The sequence below is a fragment of the Streptomyces sp. NPDC088785 genome (assembly GCF_044750685.1).
In the GTDB taxonomy this organism is placed as follows: domain Bacteria; phylum Actinomycetota; class Actinomycetes; order Streptomycetales; family Streptomycetaceae; genus Streptomyces.
Genome location: NZ_JBIVKH010000007.1, coordinates 118419 through 139220, shown reverse-complemented (window position 1 = coordinate 139220; position 20802 = coordinate 118419). Strand labels below are relative to the sequence as shown.

Below are 20802 nucleotides of genomic sequence, written 5' to 3'. Positions count from 1 at the left end.
CTGGGCCGGGCGGGGCACCGTGAGCGTACCCGCTGGACGGGACCGCTGCCCGGGGGCGGTTCCGGTCCGGGCCGCTCCCCCGGGGCCGGCTCCCCGCGGGACCGCTTCCCCGCGGGGTCAGTTCCAGTCGGAGAACGCGGTGAAGCCGCCGGCCTCGGCGAGCTGCTCGGTGACGCCCTCGATGTCCTCGGGGAGCAGGCTCCACACGATGAAGTCGGTACGGATGTCGGCCCAGCTGCCGTCCTCGGTGCGGGTACGCGCTATGCAGGCGCCCCGCAGCACGCCCTCGCTGATGCAGCCGATCTTCTGGGCGACCTGCTGGGAGGCGGTGTTGTCGGCGGCGGTGCGCAGTTCGATGCGCTCCAGGCCCTGGTCGCGGAAGAGCCACTGGGCGGTGGCGAGCGAGGCCTCGGAGGCATAGCCCTCGCCGCGGGCCCAGGGGGCGACGATGTACGACAGTTCGGTGGAGCGGACGTGCCAGTTGGCCTTGGTCAGCTGGATGACGCCGACGAGGCGCTGGGTGAGGAACTCGGTGACGGCGAGGTCGAGTCCGGTGCCGGCCGCGCGCTCGCGCGGCGCGTGTTCCCCGATCCAGCGGCGCGCGCCGTCCTCGGTGAACGGCTGCGGCACCGACGTCCAGGCGGCGACCAGTTCGTCGTTCATCATCTCGGCCAGGGCGGGGACGTCGTCCTCGTCGAGGGGGCGCAGCACCAAGCGCTCCGTGCTGATGGAGATCTCGGGGAAGGTGTTCGTCATGCGCCGCTCCGTAACCTTCGTGGCCGCCTGTCGTCCCTCGTGTCGGCCGGGTGAAGTGCCCAGCATGCAGCATGCAGGCACGTAACTGCACATGGGGGCCGCCCCCGTTGCCGGGTGCGGCCCCCGTCTCCCGGAGACCTCGGAGGGGCCAGAAGGACCAGAAGGACCAGAAGGATCAGAGGGATCAGAAGGAGGGGAGGACGGAGCCCTTGTACTTGTCCTCGATGAACTTCTTGACCTCGGGCGAGGTGAGGAGCTTGGCGAGCTTCTTCACGCGGGGGTCGTTCTCGTTGCCCTCCTTGACCGCGAGGACGTTGTTGTACTTGTTGTTCTTCGCCGACTCCAGGACGAGGGCGTCCTTGGCCGGGCTGAGGTCGGCGCCGATGGCGTAGTTGCCGTTGATCACCGCGGCGTCGACGTCCTGGAGGGAGCGCGGGGTCTGGGCCGCCTCGACCTCCTTGAACGTCAGGTCCTTGGGGTTCTTCGCGATGTCCTGGGGGGTCGCGGTGGCCTCGGAGCCGCTCTTGAGGGTGATGACGCCGTTGGCAGCGAGGAAGCGCAGGGCGCGGCTCTCGTTGTCGGCGTCGTTCGGGACGGCGATGGTGCCGCCCTTCTTGATGTCGGCGACCTTGTCGGCCTTCTTCGAGTAGAGGCCGAGCGGTTCCAGGTGGACGGTGGCGACCGCCTTGAGGTGCGTGCCGTTCTTCTTGTTGAAGTCCTCGAGGTAGGGCACGGTCTGGAAGTAGTTGGCGTCGACCGAGCCGTCCTCGGTCGCGTTGTTCGGCTGGACGTAGTCCGTGAACTCCTTGACCTCCAGGTTGAGGCCCTCCTTCTTCGCCAGGTTCTTCTTGATGTAGTCGAGAACCTCGGCGTGCGGGACGGGAGTCGCGGCGACGACCAGCGGGTCGGACGCCTTCGCCTTCGTGCCGGATCCCTCGGAGTCGTCGGAGCCGCAGGCGGTCAGGCCCAGGGTGAGGGCTCCGGTGACGAGGACGGCGGCGGTGATCTTGGTGGTGTTACGCACGAAAAGTGCCTTTCTCCATGGTGGTGCAACCCGCCGGGTGAGGCGGGGAGTCAGAGGGGGTGCGGGGCGCGCCGGTCAGGCGCTGGTGGTCGGCGCGCCGAAGAAGCCGCGGAAGCGGAGCGGTTCGCCGCCCTTGCCCGCACGCCGGTGCAGGACCCGGGCGCCGCTGTCGCCGGCGAACTGGACGACGGCGATGGCGACGGCGAGGACGGCGACGATGATCCACATCATGGACGTCTCGAAGCGCTGGTAGCCGTAGCGGATGGCGAGGTCGCCGAGGCCGCCCGCGCCGACCGTGCCGGCCATCGCGGAGTAGCCGATGATCGCGATGATCGTCGTGGTGGTCGCGGAGATCAGCGACGGCAGCGACTCGGGGACGAGGACCTTGCGGACGACGGTCCAGGTGTTGCCGCCCATCGACTGCACGGCCTCGACGAGCCCGCCGTCGACCTCGCGCACGGACGTCTCGACGAGCCGCGCGAAGAACGGGATGGCGCCGATGGCGAGCGGCACGATGGCGGCCTCGCGGCCGATGGTGGTGCCGACGATCCAGCGGGTGAAGCTCATCAGGGCGACCATCAGGATCAGGAAGGGCATCGAGCGGACGATGTTCACGATCTGCCCGATGACCTTGTTGGCGAGGGTGTTCTGGATCATCCCGCCCCGGTCGGTGAGGACGAGCAGGACGCCCAGCGGCAGCCCGGCGACGACGGCGATCAGCGTGGACCAGCCGACCATGTAGAGGGTGTCCCAACAGGCCTGGGACAGCAGCGGCTGCATCTCCGACCAGGTCACTTCGACGCACCTTCCTTCTGCGGGGCGGACGCGGCGGCGTCGTGGGCGGGGTCGTCGACGACGTCGACCTGGAGGCCCTGCTCGCGCAGGAAGCCGATGGGGACGACGTTGTCCTCGTAGCGGCCGGGCAGTTCGATGCGCATGCGGCCGACCTGCCTGCCCGCGACGGTGTCCATCGCGGCGCCCAGGATCGAGATGTCGATGTTGTACGTGCGGGCGAGCTGCGAGACGACCGGCTGGGTCGTCGACTCCCCGTGGAAGGTGACGTCGATGACGGTGCGGTCGGCGCCGGAGGCCTCGCCGCCGACGGGGAAGAGCGCGGCGGCGAGTTCGGAGCCCGGGGTGGCGAGGAGTTCGCCGACGGTGCCGGACTCGACGATCCGCCCGCCGCGCATGAGGGCGGCGGAGTCGCAGACGGTCTTGACGACGTCCATCTCGTGCGTGATGAGCAGGACGGTCAGGCCGAGCTGCCGGTTCAGGTCGCGCAGGAGCTGGAGGATCGAGCGGGTGGTCTCGGGGTCGAGGGCGCTGGTGGCCTCGTCGGAGAGGAGCACCTTCGGGTCGCCGGCCAGGGCGCGGGCGATGCCGACGCGCTGCTTCTGGCCGCCGGAGAGCTGGGCGGGGTAGGACTTCGCCTTGTCGGCCAGGCCGACCAGGTCGAGCAGCTCCAGCGCCTTGGCGGAACGTTCCTTCCCGGACCTGCCGAGGATTTCGAGCGGCAGCTCGATGTTGTCCTGGACGGTGCGCGAGGACAGCAGGTTGAAGTGCTGGAAGACCATGCCGATGCGGCTGCGCGCCTGGCGCAGCTCCCGGCCGGCGCGCGGTCCGCGGCCGGCGAGGGCGGTGAGGTCCTGGCCGGCCACCGACACGGTGCCGGACGTGGGGCGCTCCAGCAGGTTCACGCAGCGGATCAGCGAGGACTTGCCGGCGCCGGACTGGCCGATGACGCCGAACACCTCGCCTTCGCGCACGTGCAGGTCGACGCCGTCGAGGGCGGTGACCTCTCGGCCGCGCGAGCGGTAGACCTTGGTGAGGCCCTGGGTGGTGATCACGTGGATGTCCGTCACTGTCGAGTGCGCGGCGCGGGTGGCGCCGGGCACGGGCATTCATTCGGAACCGGGGAGTTTCCGGGCGCGCGACAGGTTCTCGCGCCGACGGCGGGGCCGGCGCTGGGGTCCGTACGGAGAAGCTGTGCGCGGGGCAGACCCGGTCACGTAGGCGAACTGTTTCTCCCTGCGGAGTCACTCCCTACGGAACAGGGCGCGCGGGTCTCGCTTCGGGGCGCGAGAACAGGCGTGGTGCGGGGGCCCTCAGAAGGCGCACATTCGACACAGACAACGAGCACCGGGCGTCGTGGTCGCCTCGGTCGCAAGGATGCGGCTGCTCGTCGTGGTCATGCGGCAAGTAAAGCAGACGTGAGGGCGCATCCCGAGCCCGCTGTCCGCATAGCGGACAGGCGTGGATGGTGTCGCGGGGCCGGTCAGGGCCCGACGGTGAGCTCCACACCCGCCCCGGTGACCAGTGCTGACACGGCCGACAGGTCCGTGACCACGACATCGGCGGAGAGGTCGGCCGCCGGGTGCGTTGTGGCCAAGGCCACGGTCCTCATGCCGGCGGCGCGGCCCGCGGCCAGCCCGGCCGGGGCGTCCTCGACGACGACGCAGCGCGCCGGGTCCGCGCCCAGCCGCGCGGCGGCCAGCAGGAACGGCTGCGGGTCGGGCTTGCCGCGCGTGATGTCGTCGGCGGCGACGAGCAGCGGCGGGGTGATGCCGACGGCGGCGAGCCGGGCCGTGGCGAGCCTTCGGGAGGCGGAGGTGACGACGGCCCAGCGGTCCGCGGGGAGCACGGCGAGGAGTGCGGCGACGCCGGGCAGCAGCCGGGTGCCGCCCTGCGCCACGTCCTCGACCTCCAGCTCCTCGACGCGGGCCACGGCCTCGGCGACCCGGCCGGCGGGCACCAGGTCCGCGACGATCTCGGCGGTGGGCCGGCCGTGCAGCGCGATGGCCGCGAACTGCTCGGCGGTGACCCCGTACTCCCGCGCCCACCGGGTCCAGCAGCGGTGGGCGGACTCCTGGGAGGAGACGAGGGTTCCGTCGTTGTCGAAGAGGAGGGCGTCCGCGGCGAGCTTCATGGGCCGAGCCTAGGACGGTGGGGCGGGGGCGCGGGAGGCGGGGCGATTCGGCCGTAATAGGCTCTCCGCCATGCTTGATGTCCTGACCCTGGTGACGGGTCTCGCCGCGCTCGCGCTCGCGGCCTGGTGCGGCTTCGCCGCCTCGCGGGACCAGCCGACGAAGGACTGGCACTTCATCGGCATGGCCGTGGTGTCGGTGCTGGCGCTGGTGCAGCTGGTGGTCGGGATCGTGCAGCTGGCACGCGGCGAGAAGCCGGAGCAGGGCACGACCATCTTCGTCGCCTATCTGATCGGGGCGTTCGCGTGCGTCCCGGCCGTGGGGTTCATGTCGCTGGCGGAGCGGACCCGGTGGGGTTCGGCGACCGTCGCGGCGGGCGGTGTGGTGCTGGCCGTTCTCGAAGTGCGTCTCTACGACATCTGGGGAGGGTGAGGCAGCGGTGACCGCATCGGAGGAGGCGCCCGCGAAGCAGCCGCGGCGGCGGTTGATCAGCGGGCCCGGCATGCTGCTCGTGTGGCTCTACGGCGTCATGGTCGTCGGGGCCGTGTCCCGCTCGGCGGTGCAGATCTCCACCGACTTCGGCAGGGCGCCCCTCGCGTACACGCTGTCGGCGGTGGCGGGGGTCGTCTACGGGTTCATCACGTACACGCTGGTGCGCGGCGGCGACCGGGCCCGGCGGGCCGCGTTCGCCTGTTGCGCGCTGGAGCTGGCGGGCGTGCTGATCGTCGGCGTGTGGACGCTGGTGGAGCCGTCGGCGTTCCCCGACGCGACCGTGTGGTCGGACTTCGGGATGGGCTACCTGTTCATCCCGGTGATCCTGCCGGTGACCGCGATGTACTGGCTGCGCAAGGGCGTGCTGCGGCACGGGTCCGGGGCCGCGGCCGCCTGACGCCCACCGGGTGCGGCCGGGGCGGTGCCCCGGCCGTCCGGCCGTGCGCGGTTCAGACGGCGGTGAGGCTCGGTGCGCCGGTGTCCTTCGCCAGCGTCACCAGCGTCAGGCGCTCGTCGACCTTGCGCGTGGTGACCGGGGCGTAGCCGTGCCTGCGGTACAGGCGCAGGTTGTGGTCGCTGCGGTGCCCGGTGAAGAGCTCGAAGCGCCGGGCCGCGCCCTCCCCGGCCAGCCGGGACTCGATGGCGGCCAGGAGCCGGCCGCCCAGGCCGTGGCGCCGCAGGCGCGGGTGGACGATCAGCTTGCCGATGTGCGCCGTGCCGTCCGGGTCGGTCGTGCCGCGCACGGAGGCGACGACCTCGTCGCCGAGGCGGGCCACCAGGACGGTGCCGCCCGACAGTTCGGCCCGGAGGGACTCCAGGGACTGTGTGAGCGGCTCGATCGAGTAGTCCCCGTAGAGCTGTGCCTCGCTCTGGTAGCAGAGGTACTGGAGTTTGAGGATCTGTTCGGCATCCGCTTCGGTCGCCGCAGAGATGGTCACGCTCATGCCCATGTGTGCATGCCTCCCGCTCACCTGTACGCCGTGTGTCCCTCACCCTTTTCCCCTGTGGGCCCTCGGCGCAACCTCGGCGGCCATGATTCTGCGCAGGCAACCCAGACATCTGGAACGTTCCGGCCCAAGGCTGCCCTGTGACATACCCAACTCGCCCGCGATCTCCCGGTAGGTGGGGTCGTGCGGGGACAGCAGGGCGGCGACCAGGCGGGGGCAGCGTCCGGGCAGGCGGCGCACGGCCGCGCGCAGGGTCCGCGCCCGCTCCCGGTCGAGCGTGTGCCGCTCGGGGTCGGAGGTGTGCGGGGCGGCGGCGGGCTCGGCGGCGCTGGGCCGTTCGCGCAGACCGGCGCGGCGCAGACGGCGGGCCTCGGCGTGGACCGTCCGGGTGAGCCAGGCGGCCGGGTCGGGCGGCGGGTCCTGCGCGGCGAGCCGTTCGAGCAGGCGCAGCCAGACGTCCTGCTCCAGGTCGGCCAGGTCGTCGGGGCCGGCCGCGGCGGGGAGTTCGGCCCGCGCCTCGGCGGTGAGCAGCGGTCGCAGGGCGTCGAGCGCCCGCATGTCGTACGTCATGTACGACGGGACGGGGCGGACCCGGCGGCCGGTTGCCGGGCCCGCCCCGTCTCACTCCAACCGGCACCCGCCGGTCAGCCGTTGACGAAGTCCTCGCGGGCGAGGAGCGCGGTGTCGCAGTTGTCGGAGAAGATCCCGTCGATCCCGGTGGCGTAGTACGCCTTGAAGGCGCCGAAGGCGTCGCCGTACGCGTTCGGGTCCGTGCCCCTCTTGAAGTCGGCCGGGAGGAAGGTGTTCTCGTTGCGCATCGTGTAGGGGTGCAGGACGAGGCCGGCCGCGTGGGCGTCCCGCACCAGGGTGGTCGGCTCCAGGAGCTTGCCGGCGGCGTCCTTCGGGATGATCAGGTCGAGGGTGGGGCCGATGCCGTCGGCGTACCGGGCGATCTCGGCGAGGCCCTTGGGCGTGATGAGGTCGGCGACCGTGCGCGGGTCGCCGGTGTCGACGAAGTCGGCGGGGCGGGAGTTCGCGGTGGAGAGCAGGACGGCCAGCGGGTTGTCGACGAGCCTGTGCAGCCGCTGGATGCTGGTGGGCTCGAAGGACTGGAGGATGACCGGCGCGTCGCGCCGGTGCAGCCCGTGGGCGCGCAGGATCCTGGCGAGCCGCTCCTCCAGGCCGAGGCCGAGCTTGCGGAAGTAGGTGGGGTGCTTGGTCTCGGGGTAGATCCACACCTCGCGGCCGCGCCGGCGGCTCTGCTCGGCGCGCCAGGTGAGCACCTCCTCGAAGGTGGGGATCTCCCAGCGGCCGTCGTAGAGGGTGTTGTGCTGGCGGGTGCCGGGGATGCGCTCCTTGGCGCGCAGCGTCTTCAGCTCGGCGAGCGTGAAGTCCTCGGTGAACCAGCCGGTGGTGGAGACCCCGTCGATGACCTTGGTGGTCCTGCGGGAGGCGAACTCGGGGTGCGCCGAGACGTCCGTGGTCCCGCCGATCTCCGGCTCGTGACGGCATACGAGGTGGCCGTCCCTGGTCGGGACGAGGTCGCCGGCCTCGATGACGTGGGCGCCCAGGTCGAGCGCCAGCTGGTACGAGCCCAGGGTGTGCTCGGGGCGGTAGCCGCTGGCTCCGCGGTGGCCGATGACGGTCGGCACGGGCAGGCCCCTGAGGCCCCGGCCGGAGTGATTCCCGCCACTCGTGCGCTCGGCCGCGGCCGCCGCGGCGGGCGTCGCGAGGGCGGCGGCGCCGGCGCCGAGCACCGCCGCGCCGAGGAGCGAGCGGCGGCCCACCCCCGTGGTGTCCCGGGTCTCCCGCGCCGCCTGTGACTTCTCGTTCCCCATGAAGCACTCCTCCCGACCAGTCATGCCTTGCACCTGTCAAAGCGGTCCCGATCGTAGGTGGGCGGGAGTGACGAACGGGAGACCCCGGGCGGAACGGCAGGGTGGGGTGAGGTGACCGCTGGGGGGCATGGGGGCATGGGGGCCGCATGTGGATACGAGGGGTGCGCGCGGCAGGTCAACTCTGCGTATCCAGTGCGTGAACCCGATGTGCGGCCGGACGGCAACCGCGAGTATCGTCCTCACCTGCACAGACCCGCACGGCCGGATCCCCGGGCCGTGCCCGCACCGAAAACTCGACACTCTCGACAATGGAGGGCCCGTTGTCCCGCTTCGCGCTCATCAAGGCAGTGCTCGGACCGATCATGCGCCTGATGTTCCGCACCCGTGTGGAAGGCGCCGAGAACATTCCGGGCACCGGACCCGTCATTCTGGCGGGCAACCACCTGACGTTCATCGACTCGATGATCCTGCCGGTCGTCTGCGACCGGCAGGTGTGCTTCATCGGCAAGGACGAGTACGTCACCGGGAAGTCGCTCAAGGGCCGTCTCATGGCCTGGTTCTTCACCGGCGTGGGCATGATCCCGGTCGACCGGGACGGTGCCAACGGCGGGGTGGCCGCGCTGATGACCGGCCGCCGCATCCTCGAAGAGGGCCGGATGTTCGGCATCTACCCGGAGGGCACCCGCTCCCCCGACGGGCGGCTGTACCGCGGCCGCACCGGTATCGCGCGGCTGACCCTGATGACCGGGGCCCCGGTGGTGCCGTTCGCGATGATCGGCACGGACAAGCTCCAGCCGGGCGGGGCCGGGATGCCGCGTCCGGGGCGGGTGACCGTGCGCTTCGGTGAGCCGATGGAGTTCTCCCGGTACGACGGCATGGGCCGCGACCGGTACGTGCTGCGGGCCGTGACCGACTCGGTGATGGCCGAGGTCATGCGGCTGTCGGGGCAGGAGTACGTGGACATGTACGCCACGAAGGCGAAGGCCGCGTAGGCGTGGCGGAACACGGCCGTGGGCCCGTCGGAGATCTCTCCGGCGGGCCCACGGCCGTTCTCGCGGGTCAGTTCTCCAGGCGCTGGCCGCGGAGCATGAACCAGGCCGCCACCGAGGTGGCCAGCAGGACCGCCGCGCCGACCCCGGCCGCCACCTGGAGGCCGTCCACGAACGCGGTCTGCGCCGAGGACAGCAGTGTGTGGGCCTGCGCCGGCGGCAGCGCCGATGACGACTCGAACGCGCCGCCCAGCGATTCGTGGGCGGCGGACGCCACGTCGGCCGGGGTGCCCGCGGGGGCCGTGAAGCCCGCGTAGACGCCGGTGACGATCGAGCCGAGCAGGGCGATGCCGAGGGCCGCGCCGAGTTCGTACGCCGTCTCGGAGACCGCGGACGCGGCGCCCGCCTGCTCCTTGGGGACGCTGGAGAGGATCACGTCGGCGGTCACCGTGAAGGAGAAGCCGGCGCCGACGCCGACGACCAGCAGGACGGTGCCGAGCAGCGGGTAGCCCGTGGACTGGCTCAGGGTGGTGAGCGCGGCGAGCGCCAGGCCCACCGCCGCCAGTCCGCCCGCCACCACGGCCCGGACCGAGAAGCGGCGCGCCACGAATCCGGCGACGAGTCCGGCGCCCACCGCGCCCACCGCGGCCGGGAGCTCGGCCAGCCCCGCCTCGAACGGCTCGCGGCCCTGCACCAGTTGCAGGAACTGGGACAGGAAGAAGATCAGGCCCGCGAGGCCCAGGATGGTGAGCAGGTCGGCGAGGACGGCGCCGGAGAAGCCGCGGTTGCGGAACAGGCGCATGTCGAGCAGCGGCGAGGCGAGGGTGAGCTGGCGGCGGACGAAGGAGACGAGGGCCGCCACGCCGATGACCGCCGCGCCCACGACCTCCCAGCCGACGCCGTGCGCCGCCGCTTCCTTGACCGCGTAGACCACCCCGATCATGCCGATCAGGGAGAGGCCGACGCTGGGCAGGTCCCAGGGGCCCGGGACCGGGTTCTTCGACTCGGGGATGAGCTTCACGCCGACGACGACGAGGACGGCCATCACCGGGAGGTTGATCAGGAAGACCGAGCCCCACCAGAAGTGCTCCAGCAGGAAGCCGCCGACGACCGGGCCGACCGCCGCGCCCGCCGAGGCCATGGCGCCCCAGATGCCGACGGCCAGCGAGCGCTCGCGCGGGTCGTGGAAGATGTTGCGGATCAGGGCGAGGGTGGACGGCATCAGGGTCGCGCCCGCGACGCCGAGCAGGGCCCGCGCCAGGATCATCAGTTCCGGCGTGGTGGCGTACGCGTTGAGCACCGACACCGCGCCGAAGGCGACGGCGCCGGTCAGCAGCAGCTTCTTGCGGCCGATGCGGTCGCCGAGGCTGCCCATGGAGACCAGGAGTCCGGCGATGACGAACGAGTAGACGTCGCCGATCCACAGCAGCTGGGTGCCGGACGGCTTGAGGTCCTCGCTGATGTACGGGGTCGCGAGGCCGAGGACCGTCGCGTCCACGGCGACGAGCAGCACGGCGAGCACGAGGACGCACAGGGCGAGCCACCGGCCGGGGCGCGACACCACCTCCGCCGCGGGGGTGCGCTGGTGGGTGCTGGTCATGGTTCCACGCTCCGTCGTGCGCCGCCGAGCAGCAGCTCGGTGATCATGTATGAGAAGTCGTTGGCCGCGACGCGGCCGTCCTGCACGGCCCAGGCGGCGCTGCCGATGAGGCCGTAGAGCGCCTCGCAGAGCCAGGCCGGGGTCAGGTCGATGCGGAACTCGCCGGTCTCCTGGCCGCGCCGGAACAGCGCCACCATGCGGCCGTCGAGCCGCTCCCAGCCCGCGTTCTGCTCCTCGCCCTCGAAGAGCTGGTTCTCCGTGGTGAGGAAGGCGAGCAGCGGGGCCGCCGGCTCCATCTCGCGGACCAGGCGGCGCAGGGCGTCCGCGGCCGGGCCCGCGTCGAGCCGGGCCGCGTCGAGCGCCGCCTCGCACTCCTGGATGCAGAGGATCTCCAGGGCGCGGACGAGGGCGTCGCGGCCCGCCACGTGGCGGTGCAGGGTCGCGCGGCTGATGCCGGCGGCCCGGGCGACCTCGTCCATCGTGGCGGTGGATCTACGGGTGAGCAGGGCGGCGGCACTGCGCAGCACCTGTTCGCGATCGACGGACATGAGACAAGGGTAAGCCATGTGAGACATTCATGTCTCATCGTGGGGGCGCGGCAGTCCGGGGAGTCACTCCGGTGGCTCGCCCGCACACCCGGTGTTACCACTGGTGGGACGCCGCGGACAGGCTCTCGGCGGGACTCCCGGGAGGTACGCGCATGGGGTGCTGCATCTTCGTGGCGATGGCGGCGATCGGGCCGCGGGTCGCCCTGGTGATCACGTGGCTCTTCACCCCCCTCGTGGACCGGGCGTTCACCGGCGTGCTGATGCCGCTGCTCGGCCTCGTCCTGCTGCCCTGGACGACGCTCGGCTACGTGTTCGCGTACGCGCCCGTGGCCGGGGTGCGCGGCATCGGCTGGCTCGTCGTGCTCATCGGACTGCTGATGGACCTGTCGAGCTACGGCGGCGGGGCGCGGGCCCGTCACTGATCCCCGGGCACCACGACGACAAGGGCCCGGTTCGTCCTCGTACGGACGAACCGGGCCCTCGCCCGTGGGGACGGGTCCGCGGGCCGCCTCGCGGCGGGCCACTTCCGGGCGGGCTACTTCTTGGCGTCGGCCCAGGCGCGCTGGACGCCGAGGTCCTGCCTGAGTTCGGCGAGCTGGACGGCGACGGCGCTGGGGGCGGTGCCGCCGCGGCCGTCGCGGGAGGCGAGGGCGCCCGGCACGTTCAGGACCGTGCGGACCTCCGGCGTGAGGTGCTCGGAGATCTTCGCGAACTGCTCGTCGGTGAGCCCGTCGAGCTCCTTGCCCTCCGACTCGGCGACCTTGACGCACTCGCCCGCGACCTCGTGCGCGACGCGGAACGGCACGCCCTGCTTGACCAGCCACTCCGCGATGTCGGTGGCGAGCGAGAAGCCGGCCGGGGCCAGCTCCTCCAGGCGCTCGCGGTGGACCGTGAGGGTGGCCATCATGCCGGTGAAGGCGGGCAGCAGCAGCCGGAGCTGGTCGCAGGAGTCGAAGACCGGCTCCTTGTCCTCCTGGAGGTCGCGGTTGTAGGCGAGGGGCAGCGCCTTGAGCGTGGCCATCAGGCCGGTCAGGTTGCCGATGAGGCGGCCGGACTTGCCGCGCGCCAGCTCGGCGATGTCCGGGTTCTTCTTCTGCGGCATGATCGACGAGCCGGTGGAGAAGGCGTCGTGGAGGGTGACGAAGGAGAACTCCTTCGTGTTCCACAGGATGACCTCCTCGGCGATCCGGGAGATGTTCACGCCGATCATCGCGGTGATGAAGGAGAACTCCGCGACGAAGTCGCGCGAGGCCGTGCCGTCGATGGAGTTCCCGGCCGAGCCGTGCTCGAAGCCGAGGTCGCGGGCGACCGCCTCCGGGTCGAGGCCGAGCGAGGAGCCGGCGAGAGCGCCCGAGCCGTACGGCGACACCGCCGTGCGGGTGTCCCACTGCCGCAGCCGCTCGGCGTCCCGGGACAGCGCCTGGACGTGCGCGAGGACGTGGTGGGCGAAGAGCACCGGCTGGGCGTGCTGGAGGTGGGTGCGGCCGGGCATCGCGGTGTCCGGGTGCGCCTCGGCGAGGCCGACGAGGGCCTCCTGGAGGTCGGCGATCAGGCCGCCGAGGACCCGGGCCTCGTCGCGCAGGTACATCCGGAAGAGGGTCGCCACCTGGTCGTTGCGGGAGCGGCCGGCGCGCAGCTTGCCGCCGAGGTCCGCGCCGAGGCGCTCCAGGAGGCCGCGCTCCAGGGCCGTGTGCACGTCCTCGTCGGCGATGGTGCCGACGAAGGAGCCGTCCGCGACGTCGCCCTCGAGCCGGTCGAGACCGGCGATCATGCGGGTCAGCTCGTCGTCGGTGAGCAGGCCCGCCCTGTTGAGCACGCGCGCGTGGGCGCGGGAGCCCGCGATGTCGTACGGCGCCAGGCGCCAGTCGAAGTGGACGGAGGCGGAGAGTTTCGCCAGGGCCTCGGCGGGGCCGTCGGCGAACCGGCCGCCCCAGAGGCGGACATCGCCGGTGTTGCTGCTCACGTGCGCTGCTCCTCAAACCAGGGGGTGTCCTGCATGATTATGCAAGACTCTGCATGAATCGTCAATCGCGGCCGTCGGGGCCACCGATTCCATCATGCGAGACGGATCTGTCCAGCATGTGATCAACTTCGCCATACTGGCCGCATGGGAAAAAGCTACGAGAGCATCGACGGCCGGCTGCGCGCCTTCATCGAGTCCCAGCCGCTCTTCTTCACCGCCACGGCCCCTCTGGCCGGCGACGGCACGGTGAACCTCTCCCCCAAGGGCCTCAAGGGCTCGTTCGCCGTGCTCGACGCCCACACCGTGGCCTACCTCGACTTCGCGGGCTCCAACGCCGAGACCATCGCGCACCTGCGCGAGAACGGCCGGATCACCCTCATGTGGTGCGCCTTCCAGGGCCCGCCGACCATCGTGCGGGTGCACGGCCGCGGCGAGCCCGTCTTCCGTGACGACCCGCGCTTCGACGACCTCCTCGGGCACTTCGACGCCATCGACCCGACGCGCAACGGCCTGCGCGCCATCATCCTCGTGACTGCCGAACTCGTCCGGGACACCTGTGGTTACGCCGTCCCCTTCATGTCGTACGACGAGGAGCGCACCCTGCACGGCGACTTCTTCGCGCGCAAGGACGACGCCGGGCTCGACGCGTACTTCCGGAAGAAGGAGTACATCGGCAGTAGCCTGGACGGCCTTCCGGGGCTGCCGTTGCCGCTGCCGCCCGCTACTTTCTGAGCCATGCGCCCCTTGCGAGCAGGTGTCACCGCGACCGTCGCCCTCTGCGCCGCCCTCGGCGGCACGCCGGCCGTGGGCGCCGAGGCGCCGCTGCCCGCCCGGATGGCGGACACGGGCGGCGGCGGCCAGCTGATCACCGCGGAGGCGCCCCGCGCGTCCGCGACGTCCGGCACCGTCACCTGGTGGGACCGGCGCGCCGACGGCCGCTGGACGAAGGCCGGTTCGGCGCCCGCGCGGTTCGGGGCGAGGGGCCTCGTGGACGGGGAGCGGCGCGAGCAGGGGACGAACACGACCCCGGCCGGGCTCTACGCCCTCCCCTTCGCCTTCGGCACCAGGGCCGCGCCGGGCGGCACCTCGGTCGCCTACCGGCGGGTGCGCGACACCTCCTGGTGGTGCCAGGACAACCGGTCGCGCTCCTACAACCGCTGGACCCAGCCGCGCCCGGCGGACTGCCGCGCGGCGGAGTCCGAGCACCTCGCCGACTACGCCACGCAGTACGCGCACGCCCTGGTGATCGCCTTCAACTACGACCGGCCGGTGCGCGGGCGCGGCGCGGGGATCTTCCTGCACGTCAACGGGCGGGCGGCGACCGCCGGTTGCGTCTCCGTGCCGAAGGACGCCATGCGGCGGATCGTGGCGTGGGCGCGGCCCGGACGGTCCCCGCACATCGCGATCGGCACGACGGGCGGGGCCACCGCGCTCACGAAGTACTGACCGGCCGGGGCTGCCCGCAGGCGCCCCGCGACCGGCCCGACAATAAGATGTAGTGACCATATATCGAGACGCGGTTGCACGGCCCGCCGGTCGCGGCGTTGCATCGCCCGGTGCGAAGCGAAACCGAACCCCGGACCGACCAGCCCCGCCGTACCCCGGCCGACCGCGCCGCCCGCCTCGCGGTGACCGTCTTCCCCGTACTCGTCCTCGTCGCGGGCGCGCTGGGCCTGCTGCTGCCGGACGCCTTCGCGCACTACACGGCCGATGTGCCGTACCTGCTGGGCGTGGTCATGTTCTGCATGGGGCTGACGATGAGCCTCGGGGACTTCAAGGGGGTCGCCCAGCGGCCCTGGGCCGTCGGGATCGGGCTCGTCGCGCACTACGTGATCATGCCGGGCCTCGGCTGGCTGATCGCGCACGCGCTGGACCTGTCGCCCCAGTTGGCGGCCGGTGTGATCCTGGTGGGCTGCGCGCCCAGCGGTACCGCGTCGAACGTCGTGACGTACCTCGCGCGCGGCGACGTCGCCCTGTCCGTGTCCGTCGCGACCGTCTCCACCGTGCTGGCGCCGCTCGTCACCCCGCCGCTGACGCTGCTGCTCGCCGGGGAGTACCTGCCGGTCGACGCGGGCTCGATGGTGACGGACATCCTCAAGACCGTGCTGCTGCCCGTGCTCGCGGGCCTGGCCGTGCGGCTGCTGTGCGGGCGGTACGTGGACCGGGTGCTGAGCGCGCTGCCGTGGCTGTCCGCGGTGACCGTCTCCGTCATCGTCGCCGTGGTCGTCGCGGGCAGCGCCACCGCGATCAGGTCGGCGGCGGCGGTGGTGCTGCTCGCCGTGGTGCTCCACAACGGGCTCGGCCTCGCGCTCGGCTATGGCGCCGGGAAGGTGGCCCGCCTCGGCCGGCCCGCGTCCCGCGCGATGGCCTTCGAGGTCGGCATGCAGAACTCGGGGCTCGCCGCCTCCCTGGCGGGCGCCCACTTCAGCCCGCTGGCCGCGCTGCCCGCCGCCGTGTTCTCGGTCTGGCACAACGTGTCCGGCGCGCTGGTGGCCGCCTGGATGTCCCACCGCGGCGGGAGCGAGCCCACCGGCTGACGCCGGCCGGCCGCACGCCGTTCCTCGACGCGCGGGCGTGCGGCCCGCCCGGCCGTCAGTGGTCGTTCTGCGCCAGCCGCAGCAGGTGTTCGGCCAGCGCCTGGCCGCCCGCCGGGTCGCGGCTGATCAGCATGAGCGTGTCGTCGCCCGCGATCGTGCCGAGGATGACGTGCAGCTCCGCCTGGTCGATGGCCGAGGCCAGGAACTGGGCGGCGCCGGGCGGGGTGCGCAGCACCACCAGGTTCGCCGACGCCTCGGCGGAGATGAGCAGTTCGCCGGCGAGGCGGCGCATCCGCTCCTCCTTCGCCGACTCGCCCAGCGGGGCCTGCGGGGTGCGGAATCCGCCCTCGCTGGGCACGGCGTAGATCAGTTCGCCGTTGGTGTTGCGGATCTTGACCGCGCCCAGTTCGTCGAGGTCGCGCGAGAGCGTGGCCTGGGTGACGCTGAGCCCGTCGTCGGACAGCAGCTTCGCCAGCTGGCTCTGCGAGCGCACCGGCTGCCGGTTGAGGATGTCCACGATCCGCCGGTGGCGCGCGGTCCGCGTCTGCGGCACGGCGGGCCCCGGCGCGCCGTTGGCGCCGCGCTCGGTGTTCGCCGTGCTCGCCGCGTGCGCCGTGTTCGCCGCGTGCGCCGTGTTCTCGACCGGCTCCGCTTGGCTGCTCATCGTCGTCGTCCCATCCTCAGGATCGTCCTTCCCCGTCCGCCGCCGCGGCGTCCAGGACCGAGGGCAGCGCCGCGAGGAACGCGTCCGCCTCGGCGTCGGTCAGGTTCAGCGGGGGCATCAGCCGGACGACGTCGGGGGCGGGCGCGTTCACCAGGAAGCCCGCGTCCTGGGCCGCCTGCTGCACCTGGGGTGCGCGCGGCCCGGTGAGCACGATACCCAGCAGGAGGCCGGCTCCCCTGACATGACCGACCAGGGGGTGTCCCAGCGCTTCGATTCCCGCCGTCAGGCGCTCGCCGACCCGCTTGGTGTTGTCCAGCAGCCCCTCGGCGGCCAGGGTGTCGAGCACCGCGAGTCCGGCGGCGCACACCGCCGGGTTGCCGCCGAACGTCGTGCCGTGCTTGCCGGGCGTGAGCAGCTTCGCCGTCTCGCCGAACGCCACGGTCACGCCGAGCGGCAGCCCGCCGCCGATGCCCTTGGCGAGCGTGACGACGTCGGGGTCGACGCCCTCCTGCGCCTGGTACGCGAACCAGTGGCCGGTGCGGCCGATGCCGGTCTGCACCTCGTCGAGGACGAGCAGGGTGCCGGTGGCGCGGGTGATCTCGCGGGCCGCCTTCAGATAGCCGGCGGGCGGCACGACCACGCCGTTCTCGCCCTGGATGGGCTCGATGACGACGAAGGCGGTCTCCTCGGTGACGGCGGCGCGCAGCGCGTCCGCGTCCCCGTACGGGACGTGTGTGACGTCGCCCGGCAGCGGGGTGAAGCCGTCCTGCTTGCCGGGCTGGCCGGTCAGCGCGAGGGCGCCCATCGTGCGGCCGTGGAAGCCGCCCTCGGTGGCGACCATGTGGGTGCGCCCGGTGAGCCGGCCGATCTTGAAGGCCGCCTCGTTGGCCTCGGCGCCCGAGTTGCAGAAGTAGACGGCGCCGGAGCGGCCGAACAGCTGGAGCAGCCGCTCGGCGAGGGCGACGGGCGGCTCGGCGATGAACAGGTTCGAGACGTGGCCGAGGGAGCCGAGCTGCCGGGTGACGGCCTCGACGACCGCGGGGTGGGCGTGGCCGAGGGCGTTGACCGCGATGCCGCCGACGAAGTCGGTGTACTCCTTGCCGTCGGCGTCCCACAGCGTGGCGCCGCTGCCCTTGACCAGGGGCAGGCGCGGGGTGCCGTAGTTGTCCATGAGCGCGCCCCGCCAGCGGGAGGTCAGCTCTTCGTTCGTCGCGTGGTCGTTCATGCGGTCCTCTCCCCCTCCGCATCGGGCACGACCATCGTGCCGATGCCTTCGTCCGTGAAGATCTCCAGCAGGATCGAGTGCTGGACGCGGCCGTCGATGACGCGGGCGGTGTGCACGCCGTTGCGCACGGCGTGCAGGCAGCCCTCCATCTTCGGGACCATGCCGCTCGCCAGGTCGGGGAGCAGCTTCTCGAGTTCGGCGGCGGTGAGCCGGCTGATGACCTCGTCGGAGTGCGGCCAGTCCTCGTAGAGGCCCTCGACGTCGGTCAGCACCATCAGCGTCTCGGCGTCCAGCGCAGCAGCGAGTGCCGCAGCCGCCGTATCAGCATTGACGTTGTAGACATGGTGGTCGTCCTGGGAACGGGCGATCGAGGAGACGACCGGGATCCGGCCGTCGGCGAGCAGGGCGGTGATGGCGCCGGTGTCGATCTCGGTGATCTCGCCGACCCGGCCGATGTCGACCAGTTCGCCCTCGATGCGGGGCTGGTGCTTGGTGGCGGTGATGGTGTGGGCGTCCTCGCCGGTGATGCCGACGGCGAGCGGGCCGTGCTGGTTGAGCAGCCCGACGAGTTCGCGCTGGACCTGTCCGGCGAGCACCATCCGTACGACGTCCATGGCGTCCTCGGTGGTGACGCGCAGGCCCGCCTTGAACTCGCTGACGATGCCGTGCCGGTCGAGCGCCCTGCTGATCTGCGGGCCGCCGCCGTGCACGACGACGGGCTTGAGGCCCGCGTGGTGCAGGAAGACGACGTCCTGGGCGAAGGCGGCCTTCAGCTCCTCGTCGACCATGGCGTTGCCGCCGAACTTGATGACGACGGTCTTGCCGTGGTGGCGGGTCAGCCAGGGCAGCGCCTCGATGAGGGTCTGCGCCTTGGGGAGCGCGGTGTGCCTGCGCGCGGTGGGCTGGGTGTCCTTGGTCTCGCTCATGAGGAGTACGCGCTGTTCTCGTGGACGTAGTCGGCGGTGAGGTCGTTGGTCCAGATGGTGGCCGTCTCGGTGCCCGCGGCGAGGTCGGCGGTGACGACGACCTCCCGGTAGCGCATGTCGACCTTGTCGCGGTCGTCGCCGACGCCGCCGTCCCGGCAGACCCAGACGCCGTTGATGGCGACGTTCAGCCGGTCGGGCTCGAAGGCGGCCGCGGTGGTGCCGATGGCGGACAGGACGCGGCCCCAGTTGGGGTCCTCGCCGTGGAGGGCGCACTTGAGGAGGTTGTTGCGGGCGATGGAGCGGCCCACCTCGACGGCGTCGTCCTCGGTCGCGGCGTTGATCACCTCGACCTTGATGTCCTTGCTGGCGCCCTCGGCGTCGCCGATGAGCTGGCGGCCGAGGTCGTCGCAGACGGTGCGGACCGCGTGGGCGAACCCGGCCTGCTCCGGGGTGGCTCCGGAGGCGCCGGAGGCGAGCAGCAGCACGGTGTCGTTGGTCGACATGCAGCCGTCGGAGTCGACCCGGTCGAAGGTGACGCGGGTGGCGTCGCGCAGGGCCGCGTCGAGGGCGTCGCTGTCGAGGTCGGCGTCGGTGGTGAGGACGACGAGCATGGTGGCGAGGCCGGGGGCGAGCATGCCCGCGCCCTTGGCCATGCCGCCGACGGTCCAGCCGTCGCCCTCGTACACCGCGGTCTTGTGCACGGTGTCGGTGGTCTTGATGGCGATGGCGGCCTTCTCGCCGCCGTGCTCGGAGAGCTGTTCCGCGGCGCTCTCCACGCCGGGCAGCAGCTTGTCCATCGGCAGCAGGACGCCGATGAGGCCGGTGGAGGCCACGGCGACCTCGCCCGCGTTCAGCCCGAGGACCTCGGCGGCCTTCTCGGCGGTGGCGTGGGTGTCCTGGAAGCCCTTGGGTCCCGTACAGGCGTTGGCGCCGCCGGAGTTGAGGACGACGGCGGAGACGGTGCCGCCCTTGACGACCTGCTCGGACCACAGGACCGGGGCGGCCTTGACGCGGTTGGAGGTGAACACGCCCGCGGCCGCCAGGCGGGGGCCGCGGTTGACCACGAGGGCCAGGTCCGGGGTCCCGCTCTGCTTGATTCCGGCGGTGATGCCCGCGGCCTGGAATCCCTTGGCTGCCGTCACGCTCACGGTGTCGTCTCCTTGGTCGCTCCGCTGCGGGAGCCTGGGGTGTCGCTGTCGCTGTCGCCCGTGCCGCACGGCGGTGCGGGCGTGGTGGTGGCCGGCCGCGGCGGGGCGGCCGCGGTGGCGTCGCTCACGGGGCGACGCCGATCGCCGGGAGCCCGGTCGTCTCGTCGAGACCGAGCGCGAGGTTCATGGACTGGACGGCGCCGCCCGCGGTGCCCTTGGTCAGGTTGTCGATCGCGCCGATGACGAGGACGCGGCCGGCGGCGGGGTCGTGGGCCACCTGGATCTGCGCGGCGTTCGACCCGTACACGGCGGCCGTCTGCGGCCACCGGCCCTCGGGCAGCAGGTGCACGAACGGTTCGTCGGCGTACGCCTTCTCGTAGGCGGCGCGGACGGTCTCGGCGGTCACGCCCGGGACGGCCTTGGCGCTACAGGTGGCGAGGATGCCGCGGGGCATGGGCGCGAGGGTCGGGGTGAACGACACGGAGACCCGGGCGCCGGCGGCGGCGCTGAGGTTCTGGATCATCTCGGGGGTGTGCCGGTGGCCGCCGCCGACGCCGTACGGCGACATGCTCCCCATGACCTCGCTGCCGAGGAGGTGGGGCTTGGCGGCCTTGCCCGCGCCGGAGGTGCCGGACGCGGCGACGATCACGGCCTCGTGCTCGACGAGCCCCGCCGCGTACGCGGGGACGAGTGCGAGGGAGACGGCCGTCGGGTAGCAACCGGGCACCGCGATGCGCCTGGTCCCCTCCAGCGCGGCGCGGCCACCCGGCAGTTCGGGGAGGCCGTAGGGCCAGGTGCCCGCGTGCGGGCTGCCGTAGAACGCCTCCCAGTCGGCGGCGTCCCGGAGCCGGAAGTCGGCGCCCATGTCGACCACGAGCACGTCCGGGCCGAGCTGCTCGGCGACGGCGGCGGACTGGCCGTGCGGCAGCGCCAGGAAGACGACGTCGTGCCCGGAGAGCGCCTCGGCGGTGGTCTCCTCGAGTACGCGGTCGGCGAGCGGGAAGAGGTGCGGCTGGAGGGCGCCGAGGCGCTGTCCCGCGTTCGAGTTGCCCGTCAGGGCGCCGATCTCGACCTCGGGGTGGGCGAGGAGCAGGCGCAGCACTTCGCCGCCCGCGTATCCGCTCGCCCCTGCCACTGCTGCGCGTACCGCCATGGAACCCTCCTCCTAGATGGCATGACTATACGTCGCGATGCACGTTTATGCAATCGACCTTCGGAGGG

The 20802-nt window shown here is 72.3% G+C and carries 24 protein-coding genes; 7 read left to right on the top strand and 17 right to left on the bottom strand.

What is annotated here, in order from left to right; all coding sequences use genetic code 11:
- Positions 1-117: 117 nt before the first annotated feature.
- The 5 genes from ACIP5K_RS21115 to ACIP5K_RS21095 all read right to left on the bottom strand — a co-directional run bounded on the left by ACIP5K_RS21115 (position 118) and on the right by ACIP5K_RS21095 (position 4706).
- Entirely contained in the window at positions 118-756 is a 639-nt protein-coding gene (locus ACIP5K_RS21115; RefSeq protein ID WP_401411587.1) for a GNAT family N-acetyltransferase, read from the bottom strand.
- A gap of 184 nt (positions 757-940) precedes the next feature.
- Positions 941-1780: a MetQ/NlpA family ABC transporter substrate-binding protein gene (locus ACIP5K_RS21110; RefSeq protein ID WP_401411586.1), complete on the bottom strand. Its 840-nt coding sequence runs from the start codon at positions 1778-1780 to the stop codon at positions 941-943.
- Between the two features lie 75 nt (positions 1781-1855).
- Positions 1856-2575 carry a methionine ABC transporter permease gene (locus ACIP5K_RS21105; RefSeq protein ID WP_401411585.1) on the bottom strand — a complete coding sequence of 240 codons (720 nt, stop codon included), beginning with the start codon at positions 2573-2575 and terminating at the stop codon, positions 1856-1858.
- Entirely contained in the window at positions 2572-3627 is a 1056-nt protein-coding gene (locus tag ACIP5K_RS21100) for a methionine ABC transporter ATP-binding protein (RefSeq protein WP_401411857.1), read from the bottom strand. Before ACIP5K_RS21100 ends, ACIP5K_RS21105 begins: the two co-directional genes overlap by 4 nt.
- A 428-nt stretch (positions 3628-4055) precedes the next feature.
- Positions 4056-4706 carry an HAD-IA family hydrolase gene (locus tag ACIP5K_RS21095; RefSeq protein WP_401411583.1) on the bottom strand — a complete coding sequence of 217 codons (651 nt, stop codon included), beginning with the start codon at positions 4704-4706 and terminating at the stop codon, positions 4056-4058.
- Positions 4707-4776: 70 nt separating this feature from the next.
- Here ACIP5K_RS21095 and ACIP5K_RS21090 point away from each other — a divergent pair, with 70 nt between their 5' ends.
- On the top strand, positions 4777-5136 hold the full coding sequence (locus tag ACIP5K_RS21090; RefSeq protein ID WP_401411581.1) for a hypothetical protein: 360 nt from the start codon (positions 4777-4779) through the stop codon (positions 5134-5136).
- 7 nt (positions 5137-5143) lie between these two features.
- A complete protein-coding gene (locus ACIP5K_RS21085) occupies positions 5144-5593 on the top strand; it encodes a hypothetical protein (RefSeq protein ID WP_401411580.1) in 450 nt (149 codons plus the stop codon).
- 52 nt (positions 5594-5645) lie between these two features.
- On the opposite strand, the gene ACIP5K_RS21080 is transcribed toward ACIP5K_RS21085, so the two are convergent.
- From ACIP5K_RS21080 to ACIP5K_RS21070, 3 genes are all read right to left on the bottom strand, one after another.
- Positions 5646-6146: a GNAT family N-acetyltransferase gene (locus ACIP5K_RS21080; protein ID WP_401411578.1), complete on the bottom strand. Its 501-nt coding sequence runs from the start codon at positions 6144-6146 to the stop codon at positions 5646-5648.
- 39 nt (positions 6147-6185) lie between these two features.
- Positions 6186-6713 carry a sigma-70 family RNA polymerase sigma factor gene (locus tag ACIP5K_RS21075; RefSeq protein ID WP_401411576.1) on the bottom strand — a complete coding sequence of 176 codons (528 nt, stop codon included), beginning with the start codon at positions 6711-6713 and terminating at the stop codon, positions 6186-6188.
- Positions 6714-6787: 74 nt separating this feature from the next.
- Positions 6788-7981, bottom strand: coding sequence for a glycerophosphodiester phosphodiesterase (locus tag ACIP5K_RS21070; protein WP_401411574.1), 1194 nt, complete (start codon positions 7979-7981; stop codon positions 6788-6790).
- Positions 7982-8289: 308 nt separating this feature from the next.
- Between ACIP5K_RS21070 and ACIP5K_RS21065 the strand changes: the two genes are divergently transcribed.
- Positions 8290-8973 carry a lysophospholipid acyltransferase family protein gene (locus ACIP5K_RS21065; RefSeq protein ID WP_401411573.1) on the top strand — a complete coding sequence of 228 codons (684 nt, stop codon included), beginning with the start codon at positions 8290-8292 and terminating at the stop codon, positions 8971-8973.
- A gap of 67 nt (positions 8974-9040) precedes the next feature.
- Here the strand turns inward: ACIP5K_RS21065 and ACIP5K_RS21060 are convergent, their stop codons facing one another.
- Together ACIP5K_RS21060 and ACIP5K_RS21055 are read right to left on the bottom strand one after the other, a co-directional pair.
- Positions 9041-10570, bottom strand: coding sequence for an MFS transporter (locus ACIP5K_RS21060; protein WP_401411571.1), 1530 nt, complete (start codon positions 10568-10570; stop codon positions 9041-9043).
- Positions 10567-11118: a TetR/AcrR family transcriptional regulator gene (locus ACIP5K_RS21055; protein ID WP_401411569.1), complete on the bottom strand. Its 552-nt coding sequence runs from the start codon at positions 11116-11118 to the stop codon at positions 10567-10569. The genes ACIP5K_RS21060 and ACIP5K_RS21055 overlap by 4 nt, the downstream gene beginning before the upstream one ends.
- A gap of 152 nt (positions 11119-11270) precedes the next feature.
- Between ACIP5K_RS21055 and ACIP5K_RS21050 the strand changes: the two genes are divergently transcribed.
- Complete coding sequence (locus tag ACIP5K_RS21050; RefSeq protein ID WP_401411568.1) at positions 11271-11540, top strand: hypothetical protein; 270 nt, start codon at positions 11271-11273, stop codon at positions 11538-11540.
- A gap of 113 nt (positions 11541-11653) precedes the next feature.
- Here the strand turns inward: ACIP5K_RS21050 and argH are convergent, their stop codons facing one another.
- A complete protein-coding gene (gene argH, locus ACIP5K_RS21045; RefSeq protein ID WP_401411566.1) occupies positions 11654-13081 on the bottom strand; it encodes an argininosuccinate lyase in 1428 nt (475 codons plus the stop codon).
- A 144-nt stretch (positions 13082-13225) separates the two neighbouring features.
- Between argH and ACIP5K_RS21040 the strand changes: the two genes are divergently transcribed.
- The 3 genes from ACIP5K_RS21040 to ACIP5K_RS21030 all read left to right on the top strand — a co-directional run bounded on the left by ACIP5K_RS21040 (position 13226) and on the right by ACIP5K_RS21030 (position 15618).
- Positions 13226-13813, top strand: coding sequence for a pyridoxamine 5'-phosphate oxidase family protein (locus ACIP5K_RS21040; protein WP_401411564.1), 588 nt, complete (start codon positions 13226-13228; stop codon positions 13811-13813).
- A gap of 3 nt (positions 13814-13816) precedes the next feature.
- A complete protein-coding gene (locus ACIP5K_RS21035; protein WP_401411562.1) occupies positions 13817-14527 on the top strand; it encodes a L,D-transpeptidase in 711 nt (236 codons plus the stop codon).
- Positions 14528-14637: 110 nt separating this feature from the next.
- The gene (locus ACIP5K_RS21030) at positions 14638-15618 is read left to right on the top strand and encodes a bile acid:sodium symporter family protein (RefSeq protein ID WP_401411560.1); all 981 of its coding nucleotides are present in this window, start codon (positions 14638-14640) and stop codon (positions 15616-15618) included.
- Positions 15619-15673: 55 nt separating this feature from the next.
- On the opposite strand, the gene ACIP5K_RS21025 is transcribed toward ACIP5K_RS21030, so the two are convergent.
- The 6 genes from ACIP5K_RS21025 to argC are packed head-to-tail and all read right to left on the bottom strand — an operon-like array spanning position 15674 to position 20734.
- Positions 15674-16282: an arginine repressor gene (locus tag ACIP5K_RS21025; protein WP_401411559.1), complete on the bottom strand. Its 609-nt coding sequence runs from the start codon at positions 16280-16282 to the stop codon at positions 15674-15676.
- Positions 16283-16298: 16 nt separating this feature from the next.
- On the bottom strand, positions 16299-17507 hold the full coding sequence (locus tag ACIP5K_RS21020; protein WP_401411557.1) for an acetylornithine transaminase: 1209 nt from the start codon (positions 17505-17507) through the stop codon (positions 16299-16301).
- Positions 17504-18433: an acetylglutamate kinase gene (argB, locus tag ACIP5K_RS21015; RefSeq protein ID WP_401411555.1), complete on the bottom strand. Its 930-nt coding sequence runs from the start codon at positions 18431-18433 to the stop codon at positions 17504-17506. The genes ACIP5K_RS21020 and argB overlap by 4 nt, the downstream gene beginning before the upstream one ends.
- Positions 18430-19581 (bottom strand): bifunctional glutamate N-acetyltransferase/amino-acid acetyltransferase ArgJ, encoded by a 1152-nt coding sequence (gene argJ / locus ACIP5K_RS21010; RefSeq protein WP_401411553.1) that lies wholly within the window; start codon positions 19579-19581, stop codon positions 18430-18432. The genes argB and argJ overlap by 4 nt, the downstream gene beginning before the upstream one ends.
- Positions 19578-19709, bottom strand: coding sequence for a hypothetical protein (locus ACIP5K_RS21005; protein ID WP_401411552.1), 132 nt, complete (start codon positions 19707-19709; stop codon positions 19578-19580). Before ACIP5K_RS21005 ends, argJ begins: the two co-directional genes overlap by 4 nt.
- A complete protein-coding gene (gene argC, locus ACIP5K_RS21000; protein ID WP_401411550.1) occupies positions 19706-20734 on the bottom strand; it encodes an N-acetyl-gamma-glutamyl-phosphate reductase in 1029 nt (342 codons plus the stop codon). Before argC ends, ACIP5K_RS21005 begins: the two co-directional genes overlap by 4 nt.
- Positions 20735-20802: the final 68 nt, after the last annotated feature.